22 protein-coding genes and 1 pseudogene are annotated in these 25,821 nt (G+C 55.8%); 10 read left to right on the top strand and 13 right to left on the bottom strand.

The genetic code is table 11. The features are described 5' to 3' along the window. Positions 1-183 precede the first annotated feature (183 nt). From nikA to ACWPW2_RS15830, 8 genes are all read left to right on the top strand, one after another. Positions 184-1,755: a nickel ABC transporter substrate-binding protein gene (gene nikA, locus ACWPW2_RS15865; RefSeq protein ID WP_454124089.1), complete on the top strand. Its 1,572-nt coding sequence runs from the start codon at positions 184-186 to the stop codon at positions 1,753-1,755. Next, the gene (nikB, locus tag ACWPW2_RS15860; RefSeq protein ID WP_023482093.1) at positions 1,752-2,693 is read left to right on the top strand and encodes a nickel ABC transporter permease subunit NikB; all 942 of its coding nucleotides are present in this window, start codon (positions 1,752-1,754) and stop codon (positions 2,691-2,693) included. The genes nikA and nikB overlap by 4 nt, the downstream gene beginning before the upstream one ends. Further along, the gene (nikC, locus tag ACWPW2_RS15855; protein WP_023482000.1) at positions 2,693-3,526 is read left to right on the top strand and encodes a nickel ABC transporter permease subunit NikC; all 834 of its coding nucleotides are present in this window, start codon (positions 2,693-2,695) and stop codon (positions 3,524-3,526) included. Before nikB ends, nikC begins: the two co-directional genes overlap by 1 nt. After that, positions 3,526-4,290, top strand: a complete 765-nt coding sequence (gene nikD / locus ACWPW2_RS15850; protein WP_454124086.1) for a nickel import ATP-binding protein NikD — start codon at positions 3,526-3,528, stop codon at positions 4,288-4,290. Before nikC ends, nikD begins: the two co-directional genes overlap by 1 nt. After that, positions 4,287-5,078, top strand: a complete 792-nt coding sequence (nikE, locus tag ACWPW2_RS15845) for a nickel import ATP-binding protein NikE (RefSeq protein WP_454124084.1) — start codon at positions 4,287-4,289, stop codon at positions 5,076-5,078. The genes nikD and nikE overlap by 4 nt, the downstream gene beginning before the upstream one ends. Beyond that, positions 5,060-5,473: a nickel-responsive transcriptional regulator NikR gene (nikR, locus tag ACWPW2_RS15840; protein ID WP_454124082.1), complete on the top strand. Its 414-nt coding sequence runs from the start codon at positions 5,060-5,062 to the stop codon at positions 5,471-5,473. The genes nikE and nikR overlap by 19 nt, the downstream gene beginning before the upstream one ends. Positions 5,474-5,547: 74 nt before the next feature. Further along, positions 5,548-6,342, top strand: coding sequence for an SDR family NAD(P)-dependent oxidoreductase (locus tag ACWPW2_RS15835; RefSeq protein ID WP_454125246.1), 795 nt, complete (start codon positions 5,548-5,550; stop codon positions 6,340-6,342). A 17-nt stretch (positions 6,343-6,359) separates the two neighbouring features. Beyond that, the gene (locus ACWPW2_RS15830; protein ID WP_454124080.1) at positions 6,360-7,352 is read left to right on the top strand and encodes an alpha/beta fold hydrolase; all 993 of its coding nucleotides are present in this window, start codon (positions 6,360-6,362) and stop codon (positions 7,350-7,352) included. Positions 7,353-7,392: 40 nt separating this feature from the next. Here the strand turns inward: ACWPW2_RS15830 and ACWPW2_RS15825 are convergent, their stop codons facing one another. From ACWPW2_RS15825 to ACWPW2_RS15770, 12 genes and pseudogenes are all read right to left on the bottom strand, one after another. Continuing rightward, entirely contained in the window at positions 7,393-9,285 is a 1,893-nt protein-coding gene (locus ACWPW2_RS15825) for a methyl-accepting chemotaxis protein (protein WP_454124078.1), read from the bottom strand. A 202-nt stretch (positions 9,286-9,487) separates the two neighbouring features. Further along, complete coding sequence (locus tag ACWPW2_RS15820) at positions 9,488-9,841, bottom strand: SMI1/KNR4 family protein (RefSeq protein ID WP_454124076.1); 354 nt, start codon at positions 9,839-9,841, stop codon at positions 9,488-9,490. Beyond that, on the bottom strand, positions 9,838-10,338 hold the full coding sequence (locus ACWPW2_RS15815) for a hypothetical protein (RefSeq protein WP_454124074.1): 501 nt from the start codon (positions 10,336-10,338) through the stop codon (positions 9,838-9,840). Before ACWPW2_RS15815 ends, ACWPW2_RS15820 begins: the two co-directional genes overlap by 4 nt. Positions 10,339-10,500: 162 nt before the next feature. Further along, a complete protein-coding gene (locus tag ACWPW2_RS15810) occupies positions 10,501-11,004 on the bottom strand; it encodes a hypothetical protein (protein WP_454125244.1) in 504 nt (167 codons plus the stop codon). Beyond that, complete coding sequence (locus tag ACWPW2_RS15805) at positions 11,004-11,390, bottom strand: hypothetical protein (RefSeq protein WP_051372134.1); 387 nt, start codon at positions 11,388-11,390, stop codon at positions 11,004-11,006. The genes ACWPW2_RS15810 and ACWPW2_RS15805 overlap by 1 nt, the downstream gene beginning before the upstream one ends. A gap of 84 nt (positions 11,391-11,474) precedes the next feature. After that, complete coding sequence (locus ACWPW2_RS15800) at positions 11,475-11,801, bottom strand: hypothetical protein (protein WP_080263024.1); 327 nt, start codon at positions 11,799-11,801, stop codon at positions 11,475-11,477. Between the two features lie 539 nt (positions 11,802-12,340). Beyond that, positions 12,341-12,448: pseudogene (locus tag ACWPW2_RS15795) on the bottom strand (RHS repeat-associated core domain-containing protein); the annotation flags it as partial. Between the two features lie 725 nt (positions 12,449-13,173). Beyond that, positions 13,174-13,638: a hypothetical protein gene (locus ACWPW2_RS15790; RefSeq protein ID WP_454124072.1), complete on the bottom strand. Its 465-nt coding sequence runs from the start codon at positions 13,636-13,638 to the stop codon at positions 13,174-13,176. Between the two features lie 2 nt (positions 13,639-13,640). Further along, positions 13,641-18,200 carry an RHS repeat-associated core domain-containing protein gene (locus ACWPW2_RS15785; protein ID WP_454124070.1) on the bottom strand — a complete coding sequence of 1,520 codons (4,560 nt, stop codon included), beginning with the start codon at positions 18,198-18,200 and terminating at the stop codon, positions 13,641-13,643. 2 nt (positions 18,201-18,202) lie between these two features. After that, positions 18,203-18,622, bottom strand: coding sequence for a DcrB-related protein (locus tag ACWPW2_RS15780; RefSeq protein ID WP_094422477.1), 420 nt, complete (start codon positions 18,620-18,622; stop codon positions 18,203-18,205). Next, the gene (locus ACWPW2_RS15775; RefSeq protein ID WP_454124068.1) at positions 18,622-20,544 is read right to left on the bottom strand and encodes a type VI secretion system Vgr family protein; all 1,923 of its coding nucleotides are present in this window, start codon (positions 20,542-20,544) and stop codon (positions 18,622-18,624) included. Before ACWPW2_RS15775 ends, ACWPW2_RS15780 begins: the two co-directional genes overlap by 1 nt. A gap of 387 nt (positions 20,545-20,931) precedes the next feature. Continuing rightward, the gene (locus ACWPW2_RS15770) at positions 20,932-22,131 is read right to left on the bottom strand and encodes an NAD(P)/FAD-dependent oxidoreductase (RefSeq protein WP_454124066.1); all 1,200 of its coding nucleotides are present in this window, start codon (positions 22,129-22,131) and stop codon (positions 20,932-20,934) included. A gap of 229 nt (positions 22,132-22,360) precedes the next feature. On the opposite strand from ACWPW2_RS15770, the gene pitA reads away from it, so the two are divergent. Then, positions 22,361-23,857 carry an inorganic phosphate transporter PitA gene (gene pitA, locus ACWPW2_RS15765; RefSeq protein ID WP_454124064.1) on the top strand — a complete coding sequence of 499 codons (1,497 nt, stop codon included), beginning with the start codon at positions 22,361-22,363 and terminating at the stop codon, positions 23,855-23,857. Positions 23,858-24,575: 718 nt separating this feature from the next. Here the strand turns inward: pitA and uspB are convergent. Next, positions 24,576-24,911: a universal stress protein UspB gene (gene uspB / locus ACWPW2_RS15760; protein WP_023481978.1), complete on the bottom strand. Its 336-nt coding sequence runs from the start codon at positions 24,909-24,911 to the stop codon at positions 24,576-24,578. A gap of 453 nt (positions 24,912-25,364) precedes the next feature. On the opposite strand from uspB, the gene uspA reads away from it, so the two are divergent. After that, positions 25,365-25,802, top strand: a complete 438-nt coding sequence (gene uspA, locus ACWPW2_RS15755; RefSeq protein ID WP_023482018.1) for a universal stress protein UspA — start codon at positions 25,365-25,367, stop codon at positions 25,800-25,802. Positions 25,803-25,821 lie beyond the last annotated feature (19 nt).

The following is a 25,821-nucleotide window of genomic DNA, read 5'->3' as shown; positions in this document are numbered from 1 at the left end:
GGTGGCGCTGCGCTTACCGTGCCTACGTATTCCGCGCGCGTATCCATCCGGCAATCCTCATCCGCCCACCCAAAATTAATCCCGCGCAACCGCCCGCCGTTTGATCTAAAACATCTCATTCGTATGATGAATAACTAAAATCGTCATACTTTCCCGCCAATGACGTTTCGTCAGGACGCTTACGTGTTTTTCTACCGTTATGCTGGCGCTCTGCTGCTGCTCTGCGCATCGTTTGCCCTTTTCGCGGCAACGGATACTCTCACCACCGCCTGGCCGGTGAATGTCGGCCCGCTCAACCCTCACCTCTACACCCCGAACCAGATGTTCGCGCAAAGCATGGTTTATGAACCGCTGGTGAAATACCAGGCCGACGGCACGGTGCGGCCGTGGCTGGCGACAGGCTGGCACCATTCGGACGATGGTAAAACCTGGGTCTTCACCCTGCGCGACGGCGTGACCTTCTCCAACGGTGAACCCTTTAACGCCGAAGCGGCCGCGGAGAACTTCCGCGCGGTGCTGGATAACCGCTCGCGCCACGCCTGGCTGGAGTTGGTAAACCAGATAAGCGAGGTGAAAGCGTTAAGCCCCAATCAGCTACAAATCACGCTGAAAAGCGCCTATTACCCCTTCTTGCAAGAGCTTGCCCTGCCCCGCCCGTTTCGCTTTATCGCCCCGTCGCAATTTAAAAACCATGAAACCCTGAACGGCATTGTCGCGCCTATCGGCACCGGGCCGTGGATCTTGCAGGAGTCACGCCTGAATCAATATGACGTGATGGTGCGCAACGAGCGCTACTGGGGTGCGAAACCGGCGCTGGCAAAAGTGGTGATTAAGGTGATCCCCGATGCCACCAGCCGCGCCGTGGCGTTTGAAACCGGCGAGATTGACCTGCTCTACGGCAACGAAGGGCTGCTGACGCTCGATACCTTCGCTCGCTATCGGCAGAACCCGCAGTGGCGCACCCAACTCTCTGCGCCAGTGGAAACGGTGATGCTGGCGCTCAACTCCGCCCGCGCGCCGACCAACGAGCTGGCAGTGCGCGAAGCCCTGAACTATGCGGTGGATAAAAAAACCCTTATTAATGGCGCGCTGTACGGTACACAACAGGTCGCCGATACGCTTTTCGCTCCGGGCGTGCCCTACGCCAATATTGGTCTTAAAGCGCGTCAGTACGATCCCGCCCGCACCAATGCGCTGCTGGAAAACGCGGGCTGGTTATTGCCCGCCGGGAAAACCATTCGCGAAAAAGCGGGCCAGCCGCTGCATATCGAACTGGCCTTTACCGGCACCGACGCGCTGAGCAAATCGATGGCAGAAATCATTCAAGCCAATCTGCGCCAGGTGGGCGTGGATATCGCGCTGGTCGGTGAAGAGGAGAGCAGCATCTACGCCCGCCAGCGCGACGGCCGTTTCGGCATGATCTTCAACCGCAGCTGGGGCGCGCCCTACGATCCGCACGCGTTTGTCAGTTCGATGCGTGTGCCCTCGCACGCCGATTACCAGGCGCAGCAGGGTTTACCTGACAAGCCACTGATCGACAAAGAGATTGGCGAAGTGCTCATCGCCCGGGATGAGGCCACCCGGCAGGCACTCTATCGCGATATTCTCACCCGCTTGCATAACGATGCCGTCTATCTGCCGATCAGCTATGTGTCGACAATGGTGGTGGCGAAGCCGGAGCTGGGAGAGATCCCGTTTGCGCCCGTTGCCGCCGAGATCCCGTTTGATCAGATCAAACCGGGCAGCGCGCAATGAGCCGCTACGTGATAAAGCGTTTGCTGCTACTGATCCCGATGATCCTTGCCGCCTCGGTGGTGATTTTCCTGCTGCTGCGCCTCGGCACGGGCGACCCGGCGCTCGATTACCTGCGCTTGTCGAACCTGCCGCCGACGCCGGAGATGATTGCCGCCACGCGCGTGGCGCTCGGCCTGGATCAGCCGTTAGTCGATCAGTACGCCCACTGGTTATGGCGCGCGCTGCATCTCGATTTTGGCCTCTCCTATGCCACCCAGCGCCCGGTGCTGGAGGATGTGCTGCGCTTTCTGCCCGCCACCTTGCAACTGGCGGGCGCGGCGCTGGTGCTGATCCTGCTGACCTCGCTACCGCTCGGCATCTGGGCGGCAAGGCACCGCGATAAGTGGCCCGATTTTGTTGTCCGCGCGGTGGCGTTTCTTGGCGTCTCAATGCCCAACTTCTGGCTCGCCTTTCTGCTGGTGATGCTCTTTTCCGTGCATCTGCACTGGCTGCCCGCGCTCGGTTACGGCGGCTGGCAGCACCTGATTCTGCCCGCCGTCTCCATCGCGCTAATGTCGCTGGCCATCAATGCGCGTCTGCTGCGCGCCAGCCTGCTGGAGGCCGCCGGGCAGCGCCACGTCACCTGGGCGCGGCTGCGCGGGTTGAGCGAGAAGCAGACCGAGCGGCGGCATATTTTGCGCAATGCTTCGCTGCCGGTAATCACTGCGCTGGGGATGCATATTGGCGAGCTGATTGGCGGCACGATGATTATTGAGAGCATCTTCGCCTGGCCCGGCATTGGCCGCTACGCCGTGTCGGCGATCTTCAACCGCGACTACCCGGTGATCCAGTGCTTTACGCTGGTGATGGTGATGGTTTTCGCCCTCTGCAACCTGGCAGTGGATCTGCTGAGCGCCGCGCTCGATCCGCGCGTGCGTCATCATGAAGGAGCGCGCTGATGCACTTTCTCCACACTGCGCGCTGGCCGGTGCGCCTCGCCCTGCTGATACTGGCGCTGCTGTTTATCATCGCCCTGAGCTGCCAGTGGTGGCTGCCCTTCGATCCGCAGGCTATCGACCTGCCTGCGCGGCTGCTGCCGCCCGATAGCCAGCACTGGCTCGGCACGGATCACCTCGGGCGCGATATCTTCTCCCGGCTGCTGGCCGCCACCCGCGTGTCGCTCGGTTCGGTGCTCTGCTGCCTGCTGCTGGTGCTGATCCTCGGGCTGAGCGCCGGCGGCTGCGCCGGGCTGCTCGGCGGGCGCGTGGATCAGCTGATTATGCGTGTTGCCGATCTCTTTATGACCTTTCCCACCTCGATCCTGTCGTTTTTTATGGTGGGCGTGCTTGGCACCGGCCTGACCAATGTGATTATCGCCATCGCCCTATCCCACTGGGCCTGGTATGCACGCATGGTGCGCAGCCTGGTGCTGTCGCTGCGTAGCCGCGAATATGTGCTGGCAGCGCGGCTGAGCGGAGCGGGTTATCTGCATCTTTTTCGCGACCACCTCGCGGGCGCAATTGTGCCGTCGCTGCTGGTGCTGGCGACGCTGGATATCGGCCATATGATGCTGCATGTCGCCGGGATGTCCTTTCTCGGCCTCGGGGTCAGCGCGCCGACGCCGGAGTGGGGGGTGATGATCAATGATGCGCGGCAGTTTATCTGGACGCAGCCGCTGCAAATGCTGTGGCCAGGGCTGGCGCTGTTTCTCAGCGTCATGGCCTTCAACCTGGTGGGCGACGCGCTGCGCGACCATCTCGATCCGCATCTGGTCACGGAGCATGCCCACTGATGCCCACACAATTGAGTTTGCAACATCTCACGCTTTCGGCAGCGCAACCGCTGGTTGACGATCTCTCTCTTACCCTACGCCGCGGCCAGGTGCTGGCGCTGGTCGGTGCCAGCGGCAGCGGTAAATCCCTCACCTGCGCGGCAGCGCTTGGCGTGTTGCCCGCAGGCGTTCGACAAACGGCGGGCGCGGTGCTGATCGACGGTCAGCCGGTTTCGCCCCAGGCGCTGCGCGGCGTGACGGTGGCAACGGTGATGCAAAACCCACGCAGCGCGTTCAACCCGCTGCGAACCATGGCCGACCACGCGCGGGAGAGCTGCCTGGCGCTGGGCAAACCGTTCAGTGAAGCGCACGCTATCGCCGCGCTGGAGCAGGTCGGCCTGCGCGATGCGCGCCGGGTTCTCGCCCTTCACGCTTTTGAGATGAGCGGCGGTATGCTGCAACGGGTGATGATTGCGCTGGCGCTGCTGGCCGAGGCGCCCTTTCTTATCGCCGATGAGCCGACCACCGATCTCGACGCCATCGCCCAGGCCAGTATCCTCGACCTGCTCGACTCCCTGATGCAGCAGCGCCAGCCGGGAATGCTGCTGGTGACGCATGATATGGGCGTGGTGGCACGTCTCGCCGATGAGGTGGCGGTGATGGATAACGGGCGCATTATCGAGCGCGGCGCGGTCGGGGCTATTTTTCACGCGCCGCAGCACCCGCTGACCCGCCAGTTAGTGAGCGCGCATCTGGCGCTCTACGGCATGGAGCTTGCGCAATGACCCTCCTCACGGTTAACGCTCTTTCGCACGCTTACCGCCATCAACAGGTGCTGAGCAATATCTCCTTGACCCTGAAGCAGGGTGAAACCGTCGCCCTGCTCGGGCGCAGCGGCTGCGGCAAGAGCACGCTGGCGCGCCTGCTGGTCGGGCTGGAAGCACCTGAGCAAGGCCACGTCTGCTGGCGTGGAACGCCACTTCAGAAGCTTACCGCCGCCGCACGGCGCGATTTTCGCCGCGATGTGCAGATGGTGTTTCAGGATCCGATTAGCGCGGTCAACCCACGCATGACGGTGCGCGACCTCGTGCGTGAACCGCTGCGCCATCTGGCAAAACTTAGCAAAGCGCAGCAGCTCCAGCGCATCATGCAATTGCTGGCAGATGTCGAGCTGGAGCCAGATCTACTGGAGAAACGCCCCACGCAGCTGAGCGGCGGTCAGCTGCAACGTGTCTGCCTCGCCCGGGCGCTGGCGGTCGCGCCAGGGTTACTGATCCTGGATGAAGCGGTCTCCAGCCTCGATCGCGTGGTGCAAAGTGGCATCATCGCCCTGCTGCAACGCCTGCAACAGCGCTCCGGCGCGGCGTGCCTGTTTATCACTCACGATCTGCGCCTGGTGGAGCGCTTCTGCCAGCGGGTGCTGGTGATGGAGGCCGGGCAGATAGTCGAAAACGTCACCGTCAGCGCGCCGCTGCGCTTTAGCTCCCTTGCGGGCCGGGCGCTACAACAGGCGGTGTTACCCGCCCTCCCTTCACTCCGCCCGAGGAACCCGCTATGCAACGCGTTACCCTAACGCTCGATGACGATCTGCTCGCCGCCCTGGACGCGCTAAGCCAGCGGCGCGGCTACCACAACCGCTCAGAAGCCGCGCGCGATCTGCTGCGCGGCGCGCTGGCACAGGAGGCTCCAGCCGATCAGGATAAACCGGGCTTCGATGTGCTGACCTACGTGTATGAACATGAGAAGCGTGAACTGGCAAGCCGCCTGGTCGCCACACAGCATCACCATCACGATCTCTCAGTGGCTACGCTGCACGTGCACATCAGCCATGACGACTGCCTTGAGATCGCCGTACTAAAAGGCAAACAGGGCGAGATTGAGCGCTTCGCCGATGAGGTGATCGCCCAGCGCGGCGTGCGCCACGGCCATTTACAGTGTCTGGCGCAGGAACCCCATACCCACAGCTGATGCTTTTTCGCCCGCACCGCGCCACATGTGCCAGGCTTATTTATTTGCCAAATCCACGTGATAAGGAGCGAATGATGAAGATTGATCTGAGCGGAAAAGTAGTGCTGGTTACCGCCTCGACGGGCGGGATTGGTTTCGCGATTGCGACCGGACTTGCGCAGAGCGGCGCAGAAGTGATCCTCAACGGGCGCAGTGACGAGTCGGTCAACAAGGCCAAAGCGGCATTAACGCAGGAAGTGAGCGGTGCCCGCGTACGTACCGCCGTTGCCGATCTTGGCTCGGCGCAAGGCGTGGCTTCCCTGCTTAAAGCAGCCTCTGACGTTGATATCCTGGTCAATAACGCCGGTATTTATGGCCCGCAAGATTTCTACGCCACCGATGACGAGACCTGGGAGAATTACTGGCAGACCAACGTGATGTCCGGCGTGCGGCTGGCACGCGCGCTGCTGCCCGCGATGGTCGATAAAGGCTGGGGTCGCGTGGTGTTTATCTCCTCCGAGTCCGCCCTGAATATTCCGGCAGATATGATCCACTACGGCGTGACCAAAACGGCGCAGCTGTCGCTGGCGCGCGGGCTGGCGAAGTTTGTTGCCGGCAGCGGCGTCACGGTTAACAGCGTATTACCGGGGCCGACGATGTCCGACGGTTTCGCCGGCATGATGCAGGAAGAGATGGAGAGAACCGGTAAGTCACTGGAGACGCTGGCGAAAGAGTTTGTGATGGCGAATCGCCCCTCATCGGTTATCCAGCGCGCCGCCACCGTTGAAGAGGTGGCGAATATGGTGGTTTATGTCTGCTCAACGCAGGCGTCGGCAACCTCCGGCGCGGCACTGCGCGTCGATGGCGGCGTGGTGGACGATATCGTTTAAACGGGCCAGGAGGTTGTATGCGACGTTTTCCCCGCCGCGCGCTACTGCTCGCGTTGCTCTTTACCGGTGCGGCGCAGTCCGCGGAGTATGGTGGTCAGCTTGAAGGGTTCACCTACCCGTGGCCGCTGATGCACTTTGAGTTTCAGTCTCAGCGCCAGCCCTTAAGCATGGGGTATATGGATATCTCCGCCGATAAACCGAACGGTGAAACCGTGGTATTGCTGCACGGCAAAAACTTTTGCGCCGCCACCTGGGAGAGCACCATTACCGCGCTGCATGAGGCCGGTTACCGGGTGATTGCCCCCGATCAGATTGGCTTTTGCACCTCCACTAAACCGGCCAATTACCAGTACAGCTTCCAACAACTGGCGGAGAATACCCATCAGCTGCTGGCGAAGCTGGGAGTGAAAAAAGCGGTGATTATCGGCCACTCTACCGGCGGCATGCTGGCGACGCGCTATGCGCTGATGTACCCGCAAGAGACGCAGAAGCTGGTGATGGTTAACCCGATTGGGCTTGAGGACTGGAAGGCGAAGGGCGTGCCCTATCGCAGCGTGGACGCGTGGTATCAGCGCGAGCTGAAAAGCACCGCGCAGAGCATTAAAGCCTACGAGCAGAAGACCTATTACATGGGTGAATGGAAGCCGGAATACAATAAGTGGGTTGAGATGCTGGCGGGGTTGAACAACGGACCGGGCAAGACGCGGGTGGCGTGGAACTCGGCGCTGATCTACGACATGATCTACACCCAGCCGGTGTTCTATGAGTTCAAGGATTTACGCGTGCCCACTACGCTGTTTATCGGCACCGGCGACACAACCGCGCCCGGCAGCGATGATGCGCCGCCGGAAGTGAAAAAGGTAGTCGGCAACTACAAGGTCTTGGGCAAAGAGGCGGCAGAGTTGATCCCCAATGCCCGGCTGGTGGAATTCGATGGCTTAGGCCATGCGCCGCAGATGCAGGACCCGGCGACATTTCACCGGGCGCTGCTCGACGATCTGGCAAAGTGACGCATCAAAGAGAAAGGCCCGCTCATTGCGGGCCTTTGCATTACACCTGACGCGCGGCGAAGAAGGCCAGCGTCTCTTCCAGTGATTTCGCCTGCTCCTCCAGCGACATGGCCGCGGCGGAGATCTGCTGCACCAGCGAGGCGTTCTGCTGGGTGGCGCTATCCATCTGGTTTACCGCCACGCTGACCTGGTTGATGCCCTTGGTCTGCTCATCCAGCGCCTGCACGATTTCATTGATCACCAGGTGGACATTGGTCACCGCCTCGATGATCTGCTTCATCATCGCGCCGGTTTCATTCACCAGCGCCACGCCTTTGCTGACGCGCCCGGTCGACTCATCTATCAGCGTTGAGATCTCTTTCGCCGCATTGGCGCTGCGCTGCGCCAGGCTGCGCACTTCACCCGCAACCACGGCAAAACCACGCCCCTGCTCCCCGGCGCGCGCCGCTTCCACGGCAGCATTCAGCGCAAGGATATTGGTCTGGAAAGCGATGCCGTCGATGATGCTGTTGATATCGCCGATCTTATGCGCGCTTTCGTCGATTTTATTGATGACATCGACCACTTCGTCGACCAGCGCTTCGCCCTGCCCGGCAATCTCCGTCGCCTGCTCGGTAAGACGCGTCGCTTTGTGGGCGTTATCGGCGTTATTTTTCACCGTGACGGCAATCTGCTCCATGCTCGCCGCGGTTTGTACAATCGCCGCCGCCTGCTCTTCAGTACGTGAAGCGAGATCGAGGTTACCGGCGGCAATTTCGCTACTGCCCGCACGCACCGAGTTACTGGCATCGGTGATGGTGCTGACAATGCGGTGCAGTTGCCCCTGCATGGCGTGCAGCGCGTAGAAGATGCTGCTGCTGTCGCCCCTCTGCACGGGGATGGTGCTACTAAGATCGCCCTGCGCAACTGAGAGCGCGATCTCCGCCGCTTCGGATGGCTCGCCGCCCACCGGGCGCGCGACTTTGCGGGTAAAGACCAGCGCCACCACCAGGCTGACGATAATAATGCTCAGCACCATCATCACTATCGCGTTCATCAGGAAGTGCCAGGCTTCCGCCATCACCACGCTGACCGGGGTGATAATAGCCAGTTTCCACGGCGTGCCGCTGTTGCCAACCGCAATGGTGCGCCAGGTGATGAATGCCGGTTCGCCGAGCTGCGGATCGTCAAAACGCACCACCTCGCTGCCCGTAATGCTGCCCTTGTAGGGCTTGCCGATGGCCGCTTTATCCGGGCTGGAGACGACGTTATTCTCCGCCGACAGCAGCACGGCATAGCCGACGCCATCCCACGGTTTGATGGCACCAATCCGTTTTTGCAGCGTCGCCAGCGAGAAGTCGGACGTGACCGAACCCTGGAATTTACCGTTGCGCATAATCGGCGCGGCGATGGAGGTAAGCATCACATCGACCCCGTTATAGGGGTAGATATAGGGCTCGATAATCACCTCTTTCTGGCGCTGGCGCGGCAGCACATAGTAGTTACCGCTGCCCGGCGTTTCGTAATCGAGCAGGTTGTGCAGCGACGGGTTACCTGCCGAATCGCGATCGACATAACGGGCATAGCGCCCGGCGGGATCCTGCTCCGGTTTGCCGGCAAATTCGGCATCTTTGCCGTCGAAAGCGTTCGGTTCAAAGGCCAGCGACATTGAGAGGAAATCGCTGTGCGCATGCAGATAGTCGCGCAGGATCTGATCCAGCCCTTTGCGATCCGCAAGGCCTGCTTCGCGCAGAGACCAGGCGCTGTTACCAACATCGCGTGCTGCAACCAGCGCGGAATCGAGCTGCTGGCTCACTTGCAGGGTTTCGGTCTGGGCAATCTGTTGCAGATGTTTCTTTGCCACCATCTCCTGCTGCGCCATCGCTTGCCATATCAGCAAGCCAATGGTCACAAGAAAACCGGCGGTTATCGTGACAAAGATGGATATCAACATCAGCGTCCTGGCTTTGAGCTTTTTCCCGGTATTTCTTTTGACTGACATAACTTCTCCGATATGGCGTGGCGCGGGGCGCATGACGGATATATCGGACGAATGTGCGCAAAAGTTATACCGGCTTTAAATTAAATTTTTGTGTGATGCGCGGGCGGGCAGTACAGGAAAGGGCTTTGTGAGGAAAATCAAAGGCAAAAGACGCTCAGGCGAGCAGCTGGTCGATGCTCTCAGCGGCAGGCTCCATCGGCAGTGCGCCAAGCGCGCCCAGATCCTGCCTGTAGATCGTCTCGCGGCCCAATATACCGTGGATAAAGTAGCCAATATCGCCATCCTGACCAATCAGCAGATACTCAGGCTCCGCCTGCTGGATGGCGTAGGTGTCGTTTCGCTCCAGCAGATCGCCGTGGGCGAAAAGATAGATCACATCACCATCGGGCGTGGTGATTTCGGTGGCGTCGCGCTGCGCGGCGAGAAAGCGCGTGTAACGTTCGGGGAAAGTCAGGTGATAGGTGGTTTTGAATGCGTCCAGGGTGGTTTGCAACATGCTGTTATTCATCTTTTTTTACGTCCTCTTCGTGAAGCTTGCGGTGCCCATGAAGAGTAGTCGCTGACGACAATCTCATTGAGTTGCAGATCGCCAGGGATGTGCTGGAGATGATCGGTAATTTCGTCATAGGGCGAAGGGAGAGAGAAAGCGAGCCCGTAATCACCATCAACAATCAGAGCGCCGTTAATCAGCAGGATGCTGTTGCTGAGAAGCGTAAGCCGCTCCATGGTGATACCGGCATAGAGCCTGTTCTGATATCTCCCGTGGTAGTTCTGGTTACAAACGACGGAGACGATGATATCGTTCGCATCGGTAAAGATCGATACCGTGTTGTCATCAAGAAAATAGCCGTGCATATCGCCGCCCAATGGCGATGAAGAGGGATACTCTTTCGTCTCGACAGTAAAGCGGGTAAGCATCTCCTCAAGGTAAATATCCACAGAATGCCCGAGACGGATATTGGCAAGCGAGGTGAAGCTAATGATGTCGGCGTTAAAATCAATCATGGTTTAACAGGTCGAGGGCTTTCGGGAAAACTAGCGTGGCGAGGTGTGGTTGTCAATTTGGTCTGCCAGAAGAGATAAGTAAGGTCTTAAGAAGCGCGACTTGTTGCGGATAGCGCGCCTTCAAGCCTTAAAGATCAGCCAATCCAATAAGCTTGCTCTGCTTTAGCGCCGCATTCTGTTTAAGTGTTTTTGTGCATATTGGCGGATTAACGCATTATCAACTTCGGCTAATAATTCCATTTTCTCAATAGCATTCTGGTCCTGTATTTTCTCCAGCACCCGTATGCATTTATTTGCCAGTATGAAATCCTCATCGTAATCCCTGTAGTCAAGATTGAGCAGCGCGGCTTCATAAAGAGGGTTGACGCTGGAAGGCTGCCGATAATGTTCTAACAATCTTACGATCTCTTCATGTTTCTGGTGCCAGGGATCTGTCACAAGCTGGTTTAGTATGTCGACATCATAGTAATCAAATTTCACTACCGCGCTTAAATATAAAAGCAGATCAACCAGCTCAGCGTCTTTGGCTTCCCGCGCAATGGTTAACTCTTTACAGAGATCTAACTCTCCGGAACCATCACCAAACTGGCATAGAAACTCAGAGGGATTAATTTGCTTGATCATTATCTTTAGAATCAGATCTTTTTTATTTGCCAGCAATTCCATCACTCCCCATCTTTATATATCAAAGTATTAGTTTTGAGATTGTTATCTTTTATATATTTACTTTCCCACTCTTCGTAGCTATCAGGCGCAGCATAACTAAATCCCTTTTCAAAATATCGATCTCCATGCGAAATAACCATAGCCCAATAATATTCCTCCTCGTGCCCCAGCAAGCAAGCTTCAAGATAATTTTGGGGTGGCGCGGTTAGCACAGGTGAGTTATTAATTATAGACTCGGCCGCGCCTTCTGATTTGTTACCATAAGCGACCATTATGCCTTTGATAAGGCTAACAAAAGTGTAGAAATTAACTATAACGGACTCGCCTGGGTTATCGTCATTTATAAAAACCAAACCATCTTTAAGAGTACTCTTATTAATTGCCACGATAAAAATCCAATATAGTATTACTATTCATAAAAAAGCAGCGCCGATAAACAACTCCAAAAATTCCGATTTATCAGTACCCTACTACGAACGTGGCTTCCAATAACGAATATTTTCTAATTCTCTTTCAATATCATCCATCTCATCATCACCTGGCTCAAGGTTAAATTTTTCGCTAATCACTCTTCTTATATTTGCTAATTTATTAGCAATCTTATTTTCATCTATAAATCTTGTTGTTTCTTCACAATAGGCAGATCTATTCTCAGATGTAATCTCACCCTCGACGTTATCGTAATAATGCCTGGCGATATCTCGCAATGAAATAAGAGTATATTCAACATCAGTTAATATTTTAATGGCCTCTTCTCCTGACAAAGAGATCTCTTCATTTTCTTTTAACAATTTCAACTTACTACCTCACGGATATTATTGATAAATTCAGGGCAAACGAAACATCAAGAGAAATACTCTGATGATTTTAGGGCATAACTGGGGAGATGAGAAAGACAGAGCTATATTTAAGCCACACTTAAATTATGCTATTTTTTGTATAACTCATTAAAGGGAATTTCTACGTATTCCTCTGGATTATTTATCAAACAACTCTCCCCCGGAAAGAGACATTCCCAAACGGTTACATAAAACTCTTTCATACTCATATTGTTAGGTGGATCAAAAAGCGGAATGGCAGACTCATAAAGACGCGAAAGTAGTTTTTCATCATAGAAATTAATCGCATAAGCAAGACTATTTTTGCATCTGTCTTTTATAAAATAAGGGAAATTATCATAAGACGACTTTATTAACTCCCGGAAGGCTAATGATAAGCTTTTTTCATTGGATAAGTTTAAACCAACAAGGGAAGCATCCATATTTGGATCTTCAGAAAGTGCCTGCCAAAGCATCGAGATATAGCTATTGTTGATTTTTTTCATATTTTTTCCGCGATTCTTGGCTGTGTGATACCAGAAAGTTTCCGCATGCTCACCGTGGCTGTCAACGCGCGCCAGCGGCTCATAGCTGTTTTCGGTGTAGATATACTGCACCGCGGCGTCGGATTACCTTCGCTGGTTTCCGTCAATATATCCGCTTACTGCATGGCACAACCCACTTTCAGAGGTGATTAATGGCTGAAAAAGTATTACGCCATAAGTCACCATTTCCAAAACATAGGCCGTCTTGTCGGCACCTCCCACACTAACCGCAAGACTAAATTGTTTCCTGGGTTTTATTTATTTAATTAAATCAAGAGAAATTATTGCCACCTCATAATTATCACCATCATTTAATGACAATGATATATTTAAGCCGTCAATTAGTTTTTTGTCAGGAAATGAAGCTGCAAACTGAGTTATTTAATATCTGACACCTTTCGTTATAAGAGGATTTTCAATAATATTTGAAATAGACATTATGACATCGTCACTATCACACTTATAAAAATATTTTCAAATAAGTGATATACTCCCCAACCATCCCCACATCCATAAGATTTCATAAATAGAGATATGGCCTCTTTAGCGGAGTGATTAATGAAAAATTGTCTAATATCATTATATTTATTAACAAGGCCCTGTGTCAAAATCTGATCAGGCGGCATCGGTTGATGATCTGATAAAAATTACAACGTTAGTTCTCTATTCATAATCCAATCTCAAGCACTTTTCATAGTTCTTTGTCCTAGTGAATAAACCCACATATGGAAATAAATTACTCCTCATTTTCGAAACTATGGTACAGAATAGAATAGAGAAAATCACAACTTAGAATGACTTAGGAATTAGGCAGTTGACTTTTTTATCCATAAAACCCCATCCCAGCAATTAGATGGATTAGATATAAAGCTGACAATCTCTTTGCCATCTGAAAAATAACTTACAGGACAATACTCGTCGCCACTCAGCGGCTTAAAACTAGTTAGAACATCACACCTTAACTGTAGAGAAAGCACTTGAGAAATAAAATCAATATATGCAGGTAAATAATTACTTTCAATAGAAGCTACCGATGTACCAAAGTCAACCTCATATATAAAATCCACCTTACTTAATATTTCAATATATTTTGAATCTTCATCAGGGCTTATGCCTCTCCCTTCAACATATTCCTTATATTCATTAGCATCAAAATAATCATATTCCATAATAGTGAAGTCAATATCAGCTGCCCCTAATAAATTAGATATTTTTTCTGTCAATATCTCTTTATTTTCATAACTAATAAGAATGCTTGCTTTAGTAATCATGTTTAAAATCTCCAAAAAGGATCCAATGCTGATTGATCTATTACATCTACACGGACGCTAGGGTTATTGGGTTTAAAGCCGCCAAAGAACTCATCAAATTGTTCGAGTGTATTTTTAGAATTAGAACTCCTTATTACTTGAACAATACCATTGTCGCCAACCTGACGTACGCCTTTATTGACATTCTTTGCAGCATTTCCACCTATACCGCTCAAGAACTTCGTATCAACCTGCGTACCGTTAACCGTAAAATCAGCCATCGAAATAGAACGGTTCGGCGGTGTGTTAAAATGCACATGATTACCCTGACTGCGCATATATTTAGCATATGCTATCTCTGCTTGTGCTGAGACGTCACCATTTCTGGCAAGTCTAAATTTCTCGCGAATAGTTTTAAAATCACCAGTAACCTTCCCTGGACCACATCCCGCCAATCCCAACGGATCCACCCACCCCAGTGGATCATCCACATAGGTATAGGTATTCAGCCCGCCCGCCAGACCAATCGGGTCCATCTGCGTGTAACACCCGCCCGCCGGGTCGTAGTAGCGGAAGGTGTTGTAGTGCAGGCCCGTTTCGCGGTCCAGGTACTGGCCCTGGAAGCGCAGGTTCTGCGGGGTGTCCCAGTTTACCGGTGTGCTTTCCCGCAGGCTTCGACCCCAGGCGGTGGAAGCGCCGCGCCAGACGGTGTCGCCGTTGCTGTCGGTCACGCTGTCCGGCAGGCCGTTCAGTTCCGTGTGGTACCAGAAGATGTCCGCATGCTCACCGTGGCTGTCGACGCGCGCCAGCGGTTCATAGCTGTTTTCGGTGTAGATATACTGCACCGCCGCGTCCGGGTGGCTGTCGCTGGTTTCACCCACCATCTGCAGGCCGGACCAGGCGTACTGTGTGCGTTCCGGTTTCCGGGCATGGCGTCGCCACACCTGTTTCTCCGTACGGCGGCCCAGCGCGTCGTAGCGGTATTCTGCTTTTGTGTATTCCGCGTCGCCGTCGATTTCCACCCGGCTGATGCGGTGCTCGTCGTCATAGCTGAAACGCTGCGTCACTCTCCGGTGCGTGTCGTGGCGCACGGTCATGCGCCCGAAACTGTCATACTCCCGGCTCACGCCGTCCAGGCGTTTCAGCAGGTTGTTCCATACCGGCTGCAGTTCCGGCGTGGTGCGGTTGTCCGCGGCGTCATACCAGAAACGCTCCTCGCCTTCCGGCTGCAGGCTCTGCGTCATGCGCCCGGCCGCGTCGTAGCCCCACAGGGACTGACGGTACTTCTCCGCCGGAGTGGAGGGGGCGCCGTCGGTGTACATGCGGCGGATTATCTGGTCCGCGCGGTCCCACTGGTAGCGGCGCTCCGAGACCAGACGGTCACGCAGGTTGTCCGTGCAGCGCCGGTGCGTGATACGCCCGGCCATGTCGTAGTGCGTCTCCAGCTCCAGCGCGCCCATCGTGCGGTGCGTCTCCCGGTGTAGGCGGTCACGCTGGTAGCCGGTGACCGGCAGCGTTTTGCCGCTCAGGGAGAGCTGCATCTCCAGCAGGTGCCCGGTGCCGTAGCGCAGGAACTTCAGCTCCCGCCCGTCCGGGAAGGTGGTGGCACTGAGGTTGCTTAAGGCATCGTATTCATGCTGATAGACGCCGGAGTGGTTCTCCTCGCGGACCAGGTCGCCAAGCTTGTTACGCGCGAGGATGATGGCTTCGCTGTGCGCTGGCTCGCGCATCTCCACCGCGGCCTGACGCCACTCGGTGTAGGCATAACGGTGGATTTCGGTGGCCAGCGCGCTGTAACGGTATTCGGTGCGGTGCTCCGGGGTTTCCCGCGCCGTCATGCGCCCGAGGGCGTCATATTCATAATTCAGCACCTGCGCCGGCAGGTCGCTGCCACGCTCCGGGTGGCGCACCAGAGAAGCTACTTGCTGCGCGGCGTTGTAGTGATACTCCGTCTGCCGCCCGGCGTAATCCTGCTGACAGGTCAGCAGCCCGGTCGGGGTGTAGTCGAAACGCCACTCCTGGTTGTTGGCGTTGGTCAGTGTCACCAGACGGCCCGCCCGGTTGAAGCGGAAACGGGTCACATGCCCTGCCGGGTCGGTGGCTTCCGTTACCTGGCCGCGCGCATTGAGTTTTACCCTGCGCGTGCTGACGCCGTCGACGCTCTGTCCGCAGAGCAGGCCGGATTTTGTGTAGCTAAACTGCGTCTCGCGCCCGTCGGCACGAATATAGGTCTGCAGGCGACCGGCGGGGCTCCAGACGTAGCGGTCCGTATTGCCGAGCGGGTCGGTGCTGCGGATAAGACGCCCGGCGCCATCATACTGATTCTGGCTCTGGTTACCGGAGCAGTCCTCCTCGCGGATCAGCTGGCCCAGCGCATCCCACCAGAAGCGGTGGCTATTCTCCAGCGCATCAATGCGGCGGATTAAGTCGCCCTGATCGTTCCACTCAAAGCGCGTCACGCCGCCTTCCGGATCGGTCAGCGCCACCACATCGCCCGCCAGACTGTATTCGTACTGCCAGACGCCGCCGTCCGGCAGCACCTCTTTTAACGGGAAGTCATACAGCGGATGCCAGGTTTTCAGCGTTGCGCGTTCGAGCGGGTCGCGCTCCAGCGTCATATTGCCGCGATCGTCCCAGGCATACTCCCAGCGTCCGCCGTCCGGCTGCACGGCTGACAATAGCTGTTCGGACTGTCCCGCCCAGTTAAACTGCCATTTACCGCCGTGCACATCGGTGTACGCGGTGATGCGGTAGATCTCATCCCAGTAGTGTTCGCTGACCACGCCTTCATCATTGCTGACGCGGGCGTAACGTTTGCTCTCATCGGCGTCGATACGCCAGTTTTCCAGCACTGTGCCCTGCTCGTCATGAACCTGGTACGCCTTCACGCGCCAGTGTTCTGCATCTGCACTCGGCTGCCACTGGTAATGCACTTTCAGGCCGGTCGAGAAGCTGTGCCAGGCCAGCATGTCGCTGGCGCGATCCCAGCCAAACTGGCGGGTTACCACATCATCGGCATCGATGACTGCAATCAGCTGCGCCTGGTCGTTGTAGCGATAGCTCACCAGCAGCTGGCGTCCGCCATCAACAATCTGGTAAACCGCGCGTAAGCGCCCGCTATGGGCGTCGTACTCAAGCTCGACATCCAGCGCTTCGTTGTCACTGGAGATACGCGCCAGCTGGCCCTGTTCGTTCCAACTGAAGTAGTGGGCATTTTCATGGCGGTCATACATGCGGTGCATGCGCCACTCGCCCGGGCGGGTGGGATCCGGTTCATAGACCTGATGATCGCCTTCGCCAGTCTGGATCGCGATCGCGCCGTTCGGGCTGGAGAAGAGCCTGAGCCCCTCGTCCGGATAGGAGATCATATCGCCGCTGAGCACTTCGCCGAGCCCCAGCTCGCGCCCGCTCATATCTTTGAAAATGAGCTGATTATCCGCCAAGCGGTAAAGACGCGTCTCAAACGGCATCATCCAGCCGGGGCCGAACATGCCGGAGGCGCGGTTGCGGCTGTTGTAGATACGCTGCCAGTAGAGCGGCATACGATCCGGCAGCACAAAGTCGAGATCCTCCTCTTTGGCGAGGATCTTTGCGCCGCTGGCAATATTGACCGGAAAAGTGGTGCTCGCTGCGGAGATAAGAACGGAAGAAACCGCATCTGAAACTACCGCGCTGCCAAAAGCACAGACGATATTTTTCAGCACGCTGCGGGTTAGCATGCGTCTGCAGAGCATTCTTGCCAGATTGGGCAGTTCAGCGACCCCCAGCGAGCCGACAATCGCGCCCAGCAAGTAGGCCAGCTGGTTTTTGCCACTACGGATATCGCGAACGGTGATTGTGTCACCACCGATACGTACACGGGAATCTTCACTGACTTTGATTTCCGCTTCGCAGGTGCTTTTCTCACCATTGCGCGCCGCGGGCTGATTATTGATTAGAACGCTTTTGGAGCCCTGGGCGATAAAGTTACTGCTGGTGACCGCATGGCCTTTTTTGCAGTCAACGGTATCGAGTGGCATCGGGGTCGCATGGGGATCGGCGCTCTCAACCAGCGGTTGCGAAAGGGATTCCCACAGGTTTGAGCCCCACTTTTTCATATCATCGAGGGTGAGATTTTTGGCGCGTTCGGCAAGCGCTATCGTCATGCCGCCGGGGGTCACGATGAGCTTTGCCGCTTCAGCCGCAGTGGCCAGCGCCAGCACGCCAACAGCCGCCCAGTCGATGCTCTCTTCAGGAGCAGGAGGCGCGAGCAGATAATCGCGATCCACGGTGCCGGCGGCACGCGCGGCTTTTTTGCCCTTGATATGCACGTTTTCAGAGCCGGTGACAATATGTGCGTCGGGGGGCCCGGGATCTATCAGGCTGTCGACCAGCCTCCCGGCGGCGTCACCGATTTCCTGCAAACCGCCGCCGAAGACCAAAACGGCAATTGTCGTGCCAGCCAACACTGCACCAACAGGTGTAGAGCAAGCAAACAGAAGCCCGGCGATAATCGCCCCTTCCACAACAGCGCCAACAAAATCTGCCAGCGCTGAACTGTGAATCAGTGGGTCATCAATACGGGCCGCGATGTAATCCGTCATCGTTACGCCCCTAACTGTAAGCCCGATTTAATCGACGCCCAGAAGGCATCAGCCGGCGCGTCAAAGGGCGCGGTGCGGCTGAATGTCAGCACCAGAAGATGATCCTCCACGCGGGTGATGGCCAGTTTCTCATGCACCAGCACGCCCTGGTTTTCAAAGCGCAGTGAAACTTCACGGGCAGGCTGGTTCGCCACCAGACTATCTCCCACTTCGCCCATTACGACTTTCTTCATGCTGCGCTTCACTTTCGCCAGCTGCTGGCTGATAAACGCCTCTTCCTCGCCTGCCTTGATGTCCCACGCACGGGTGATCACCAGCGTCGCGTTGCTCTCGTTAAAGCGCAGCACGTTAATGCTGCGATCCTGGCATGCTTCCGGCAGGTTGAGGATGCCTTCCGAAACAACAAACTGTGCGGTCGCCATTATTTATCTTTCCCTTGATCAAATGCTTTTTTAACCGCGGCCTGGATTTGGTCGATGGTGGGGGCAACATCGTCATGTTTTTGCGGTGTTGATAAGTTCAAATCCAGCAATCCTTTGGTATTAATCTGCCCACTGCCCAGCGCGTCGATTTTAAAATCATTGCACTGCAGTGTGACCGTGCCGTTGGCACCCAGTATGAGGGCTGATTGTCCGGTAACGAGTTTGATGCTCGAGCCAGAGGCGAGTGTCAGATTGCCCTGAACCTTCTGCGTAAAATCGCCGCCGATCACCTCGTCGTGGGAAAGCTGTGTCGCCTGGAAGTGGGTTCCGGCCACTTTGCCGCTGTGATCGCGCGTGATGTTGACGGTCTGTGAGCCGCCAACGCTGCGCGTCTCATCATTTTTCACATGGGTATCAAGGTTACGCTCGGCCTGGATCCACACCTGCTCTTCACCCGCTTTATCTTCAAAGCGCAGGGCATTGGCGTTATCTACCGAGCCATCTTTCGAGCGGCTGAGGAAGCCCATCTGCGTTGCGGCGGCAGGCAGCGCCCAGGGCGGCATACTCGCTTCGTTGTATACGCGGCCGGTAACTATCGGGCGGTCCGGATCGCCATTGATAAAGTCGATGACCACTTCGTCGCCGACGCGCGGGATCTGCACGCCGCCATAGCCCTGACCGGCCCAGGCGCTGGAGACGCGCACCCAGCAGGAGCTGGTGTCATCGCCTTTCGCCAGCCTATCCCAGTGGAACTTCACTTTTATGCGGCCATATTTATCCGTCCAAATGCTCTCCCCCTGCGGACCCACGACGCGCGCAGTCTGCGGGCCGTAAGTGCGCGGCCAGGGAGTGTGCTGCGGCGGGCGAAACACCACCGAGGAGGGAATAACGCTGAAGTCGATACGGTGCACCGTCTGGCTGTCGGCACCGCTGGCGTAGCGGTTCTCTTCAAAATTGTAGTGGGCGGCGGTGACAAGATATTCGCCATTGTCATTAAAGAACGCGGCGTTGGTGAGCTGGAAAGTAGAGCCCGGCGCAATTCCGATTGCCGTGGCGGTGCCTTCGATTTGCTGATGCTCAACCTGCCAGCGCTCCTGGCGAATGCGGGCGTAGAATTCACCGTGCCCATGCTCGACGAAGCGGCCCGGCCAGTCATAAACATCAATAGCGCCAGGCGACGGAGAGTTCGGGTTTTGCCGCGCCTGGAAAAGCCAGGCGTTCGGTTTGCGGAAATCGTAATCATCCAGGCTGTAAATCCCTGGCGTCACGCTATCTTCCAGCGCCCACTGGCTGATCCCCTCTTCATCGGTACTGCCGCCCGATGGCGTCTGGTGGTAGGGAATAAATTCATAGCCGCTAAAGGGCTGATGTTGGGTGGCCGCGTCGGTCAGCACCAGCGTGTGTTTGTCCGCTTCATGCCTGAAATGGTAGGCGATGCCTTCCAGCTCCATCAAACGGCTGATGAAATCGAAGCTGCTCTCCTGGTACTGCACGCAGTACTCCCACGTGCGGTAGCTGCCTGTCAGCTTATCTTCAATATTGACCTGGTATTCGCCCAGCAGGGTTTTCACGATTTGCGGCACCGTCTGTCCCTGGAAAATACGCAGGTTGCGGTCGCGCTTCATCGGCCAGAGATCCGACTCTACGGTAAGTTGGTAAACGGCATAACGCGTACCGCTCAGCTCGACGGCGCTTACGGCGACGCGGGTGATTTTACCGTTAAGGTAGCGGCTGCCGGACAAGCCCTGGGTTGGCAGGGTGACGGTGACCGGTTTACCGAGCAGTTGGCTGCGATCCATGCGCGCGTCAGTCCCGAGCAATTGCAGGGTAAAGGAGAATGCTTCGGACAGGGCTTCACGACCAGAAATTTTCCAGAAGAGCAGCCCCTCGGCAGGTAACTGAACAGTGATGCGATTGCTCATAAAGCGGATCCTGACATAAAACGCACCACTCCAGGCGCGTTCATCGGTTTAACGTGGCGGGCTTGATAGAAAGCTACCGCACCCTTTCTGAAAGCGAAAAGGCCTCTATTGTCTGATTTTTCGGCGAAATAAGTGCCAGGAATTATCCTAATCCATAGCAAACCTACCAAAAAAAGCGTCTGTTTTTAGCGAGTTAATAAACACCCCGCAAAAATAAAGACGCTTAAATCAATGGCCTTCAGCGTAATTTGCTTTAAGTGAAAAGGATTGTGTAAGTGCGCAGCCGCAGAGTCAAATGCTGACATTGCGGTTTCGCGAGGGCTCTCGCAATTTATTGCCTGAAAGATGAACGTTGCTGGCGGTAAACCGTGCGCGATCGAAAAACGCTTATGCCTCTTGCTCCGCCAGTGCCTGTGCGCAGGCCCAGGCGCTGGACCATGCCCACTGGAAGTTGTAGCCCCCCAGCCAGCCGGTCACATCCATCACTTCGCCAATAAAATAGAGCCCCGGCACGTTTCGCGCTTCCATCGTGCGCGACGAGAGTTCATGGGTATCCACGCCGCCGAGCGTTACCTCTGCGGTGCGGTAACCTTCGGTGCCATTGGGCTGGACGCGCCACGCGGTCAGGGTCTCGACCAGCTTCTCCTGGTCACGGCTATTGAGCTGTTTTAGCGTCACATCAGGGATCTGCCCGAGCTGCTGCAAACACTCCACCAGCCGTTTTGGCAACTGCATGCCGAGGGTGTTTTTCAGGCTCTGATTGGGGTGCGCATCACGCTGCTGATTCAGAAACTCTGCCAGATCGCACTCCGGCACTAAGTTAATGGTGACGAACTCGCCCGGCAGCCAGTAGCTGGAGATTTGTAGCACCGCAGGCCCCGACAGGCCGCGATGGGTAAAGAGCAAGTTTTCGCGAAATACCGTGCCGTTTTCAGCGGTGATAACAGACGGCACAGAGACGCCGGAGAGGGTCTGCACCTGCTCAAGCAAAGGTTTGTGCAGCGTAAAGGGCACCAGACCGGCGCGGGTCGGCAGCACCTTCAGGCCAAACTGCTCGGCGATTTTGTAGCCGAAAGGCGAAGCGCCCAGCCCCGGCATCGACAGCCCGCCGGAGGCGATCACCAGTTTCGCCGCCTGCACCGTGCCGCCGTTCAGCTGTAAGATGTAGCCGTTATCATCACGCTCGACGGAGAGGATTTCCGTGCGCAGGCGCTGGGTGACATTGCCCTTCTCGCACTCTGCCACCAGCAGATCGACAATCTGCTGCGCCGAGTCGTCGCAAAAGAGCTGGCCAAGCGTCTTTTCATGCCAGGCGATGCCGTGTTTACCCACCAGATCGATAAAATCCCACTGGGTGTAGCGCGCGAGGGCAGATTTACAAAAATGGGGGTTCTGGCTTAAGTAAGCCGCCGGTTCGACATAAAGATTGGTGAAGTTGCAGCGCCCGCCGCCGGACATCAGGATCTTACGCCCCGGCTTTTTGCCGTTATCCAGCAGCAGCACGCGCTGGCCCGCTTGCCCCGCCAGCGCCGCACAAAACATCCCCGCCGCGCCAGCACCGACTATAATGGCATCAAAGCTTTCCACATCTTCACCCTCTCTCTTACCTGGTCGCGAATTGTAAAGAGTTCAGGCTGGTCACACCAGCGCGGCGTGGTGAGAAAAGAAACATACCATTGAAATTTATAAGATAATTTTAGAAATTCAGCGGAATGTAAGCGATGATGTCAAAAAAAGTCGATATTTCACTTTGCCCATACCGCCAATGTCCCTGATAATGCGCGGCGTTCGTGTCCCCAAAATGGCTTAACGACCTATGGTACATTTGTTTGCCGGCCTGGATCTCCACACCGGGCTACTCCTCGTGCTTGCACTGGTTTTTGTTCTGTTTTACGAGGCCATTAATGGCTTCCACGACACAGCGAATGCCGTTGCAACCGTGATTTATACACGCGCTATGCGTTCTCAGCTGGCGGTTGTGATGGCGGCAGTGTTTAACTTCTTCGGCGTTTTGCTGGGCGGGTTAAGCGTTGCGTATGCCATTGTGCATATGTTGCCAACCGATCTGTTGCTGAATGTTAGCTCCGCACACGGCCTGGCGATGGTCTTTTCCATGCTGCTGGCTGCCATTATCTGGAACCTCGGCACCTGGTATCTGGGCCTGCCTGCTTCCAGTTCTCACACCCTGATTGGCGCAATTATCGGTATTGGTTTAACCAATGCACTGATGACCGGCACCTCAGTGGTCGACGCGCTGAACATCCCGAAAGTGCTGAATATCTTTGGTTCGCTGATCGTTTCACCGATCGTCGGCCTGGTATTTGCCGGTGGATTGGTGTTCCTGCTGCGTCGCTACTGGAGCAGCACCAAGAAACGTGCGCGCATCCATATGACGCCTGCGGAACGTGAGAAGATCGACGGCAAGAAAAAGCCGCCTTTCTGGACGCGTATCGCACTGATCCTCTCTGCTATCGGCGTCAGCTTCTCTCATGGGGCAAACGACGGTCAGAAAGGTATCGGCCTGATTATGCTGGTGCTGATCGGCGTCGCGCCGGCGGGCTTCGTGGTCAATATGAACGCCTCCGGTTACGACATCACCCGTACGCGGGATGCCGTCAACAACGTGGAAACCTACTTCCAGCAACATCCGGTGCTGCTGCAAAAAGCGACCGGTGTCGATCCGCTGATCCCAACGCCGGAAGAAGTTGCCACCAAGCCTGGCGAGTTTCACTGCCATGCGGGCCGCGCTATCACTGCGCTGGACCGTGCGAAAGCGATGCTCACCGGGATTGAAAACTACGATCAGATCCCGCTGGAGCAGCGCGGACAGCTGCGCCGGATTATGCTCTGCCTCTCCGATATCACGGATAAAGTGGCGAAGCAGCCGGAGATCGGTGCCGACGATCAGCGTCTGCTGAAGAAACTGAAAGGCGATATGCTCAGCACCATCGAGTACGCGCCAATCTGGATCATCATGGCAGTCGCGCTGGCGCTGGGTCTGGGGACGATGATTGGCTGGCGTCGTGTTGCCACCACCATCGGCGAGAAGATCGGTAAGAAAGGCATGACCTACGCTCAGGGGATGTCCGCGCAGATGACCGCAGCGGTGTCGATTGGTCTGGCAAGCTATACCGGGATGCCGGTCTCAACCACCCACGTGCTCTCTTCGTCCGTAGCCGGTACGATGATTGTCGACGGCGGCGGTCTGCAGCGTAAAACCGTGACCAACATTCTGATGGCCTGGATCTTCACGCTGCCTGCGTCGATTATCCTCTCCGGCGGTCTGTACTGGATTGCGCTGAAGCTGATTTAACGTAAGCTTCAGAAACGAAAAAACGGGTCAGGAAACTGACCCGTTTTTTTATTGCCGGAATCGTGCTGATTGCCGGATGGCGGCTAACGCCTTATCCGGCCTACGCCGAAAGCTCAGCCCGGTCACCCGTAGGCCTGATAAGTGAAGCGCCATCAGGCAGTTGTTGAAACCGTGTTCATTGCCGGATGGCGGCTTGCGCCTTATCCGGCCTACGCTGAAAGCTCAGCCCGGTAACCCGTAGGCCTGATAAGCGCAGCGCCATCAGGCATTTGTTGAAACCGTGTGCATTGCCGGATGGCGGCTTGCGCCTTATCCGGCCTACGCGAAAGCTCAACCCTGTAACCCGTAGGCCTGATAAAGCGCAGCGCCATCAGGCAGTTGTTGAAACCGTGTGCATTGCCGGATGGCGGCTTGCGCCTTATCCGGCCTACGCCAAAAGCTCAGCCCGGTCACCCGTAGGCCTGATAAGCGAAGCGCCATCAGGCAGTTGTTGAAACCGTGTGCATTGCCGGATGGCGGCTGACGCCTTATCCGGCCTACGCGAAAGCCCGGCCCGGTAACCCGTAGGCCTGATAAGCGCAGCGCCATCAGGCAGTTGCCGGAACAGTGCACATTGCCGGAGGGCGGCTCGCGCCTTATCCGGCCTACGCCGAAAGCTCAGCCCGGTCCCCGTAGGATTGATAAGCGCAGCGCCATCAGGCATTTATCAAAACAGCGCTCAGTGCCAAATCATCAGCCCAATCAGGCTCAGCACCACCAGCCCGCATAACGAACTGGTCAAAATAAACAGGTGGCGCACCCGCTCGCAGCGGCGGATAAACTCATCGTCATGGTGATCGCGGTAACGTTGGGCATAGATGTACCACACCAGCCGCATCTGCTTGCTCGGCTGACCGTGGGCGGTAAAAAACCCGCCGCCATCGACATATTGATACAACAAGGGATCGCATCCGCGAAGTACCACCAACAGGGCGCGCAGCGATGAGTAATAACGCGCCATGTTCACCACACACACCACACACAAAGCCCAAAATAGCGCAACAGTGCTGATCACCATATCCCCTCCCCGGCGAGAGCCCACAGAGTTTCACTCCAGCGCTCACGCTCCTGAAAACCCCACTAAGGTAGACAACAAAGAGTGTAACCAAGGCTCCGGACGGACCACAACGAAGGCGATGTTCCGTAGTTGACCTCGCGCAAAGAAACAGGACAACTTCGGGACACCGTCTCTCTCTTCCGTACGGTTTCTTAATAGTGTAGGAGATAGCGCTCTTTTTTTGCCACAAGCGAACGCAGATCCCTGCATCTCGCTGTAAATATTACGTAAGTGAATCGTGATCCAGGTTGATTGACGGTGCTGTTAGAGCGTTATAAGGTAGGAATCATTTTGAATGCGACCTGAAAAGTCGGGCGCTACGCTCACGTACAACGCAGGATGCGAGCGCAGCGCAACCCCATCAGGGTTTCACCCGGATGGCCATCGACAACTTATGGAAGGAGTAACATTATGGCTTACAAACACATCCTTATCGCCGTCGATCTCTCCCCTGAAAGCAAGCTGCTGGTTGATAAAGCCGTCTCTATGGCGCGCCCTTACAACGCAAAGATTTCACTGATTCATGTCGATGTGAACTACTCCGATCTCTACACCGGCCTTATCGACGTTAACCTCGGCGATATGCAAAAGCGCATCTCCGACGAAACGCACCATGCACTGACGGAGCTCTCCACCAACGCAGGCTATCCGATTACCGAAACCCTGAGCGGCAGCGGCGATCTGGGCCAGGTGCTGGTCGATGCGATCAAAAAATATGATATGGATTTGGTGGTGTGCGGCCATCATCAAGACTTCTGGAGCAAACTGATGTCCTCTGCGCGCCAGCTGATTAACACCGTTCATGTGGATATGCTGATTGTCCCGCTACGCGATGAAGAGGACGAATAATCGTTCGTTGACCTTTCGT

The sequence above is a fragment of the Kosakonia sp. Marseille-Q7440 genome (assembly GCF_965119485.1).
Note: the sequence above shows the minus strand (reverse complement) of the source record. Positions and strands in the feature narration are given on the sequence as shown.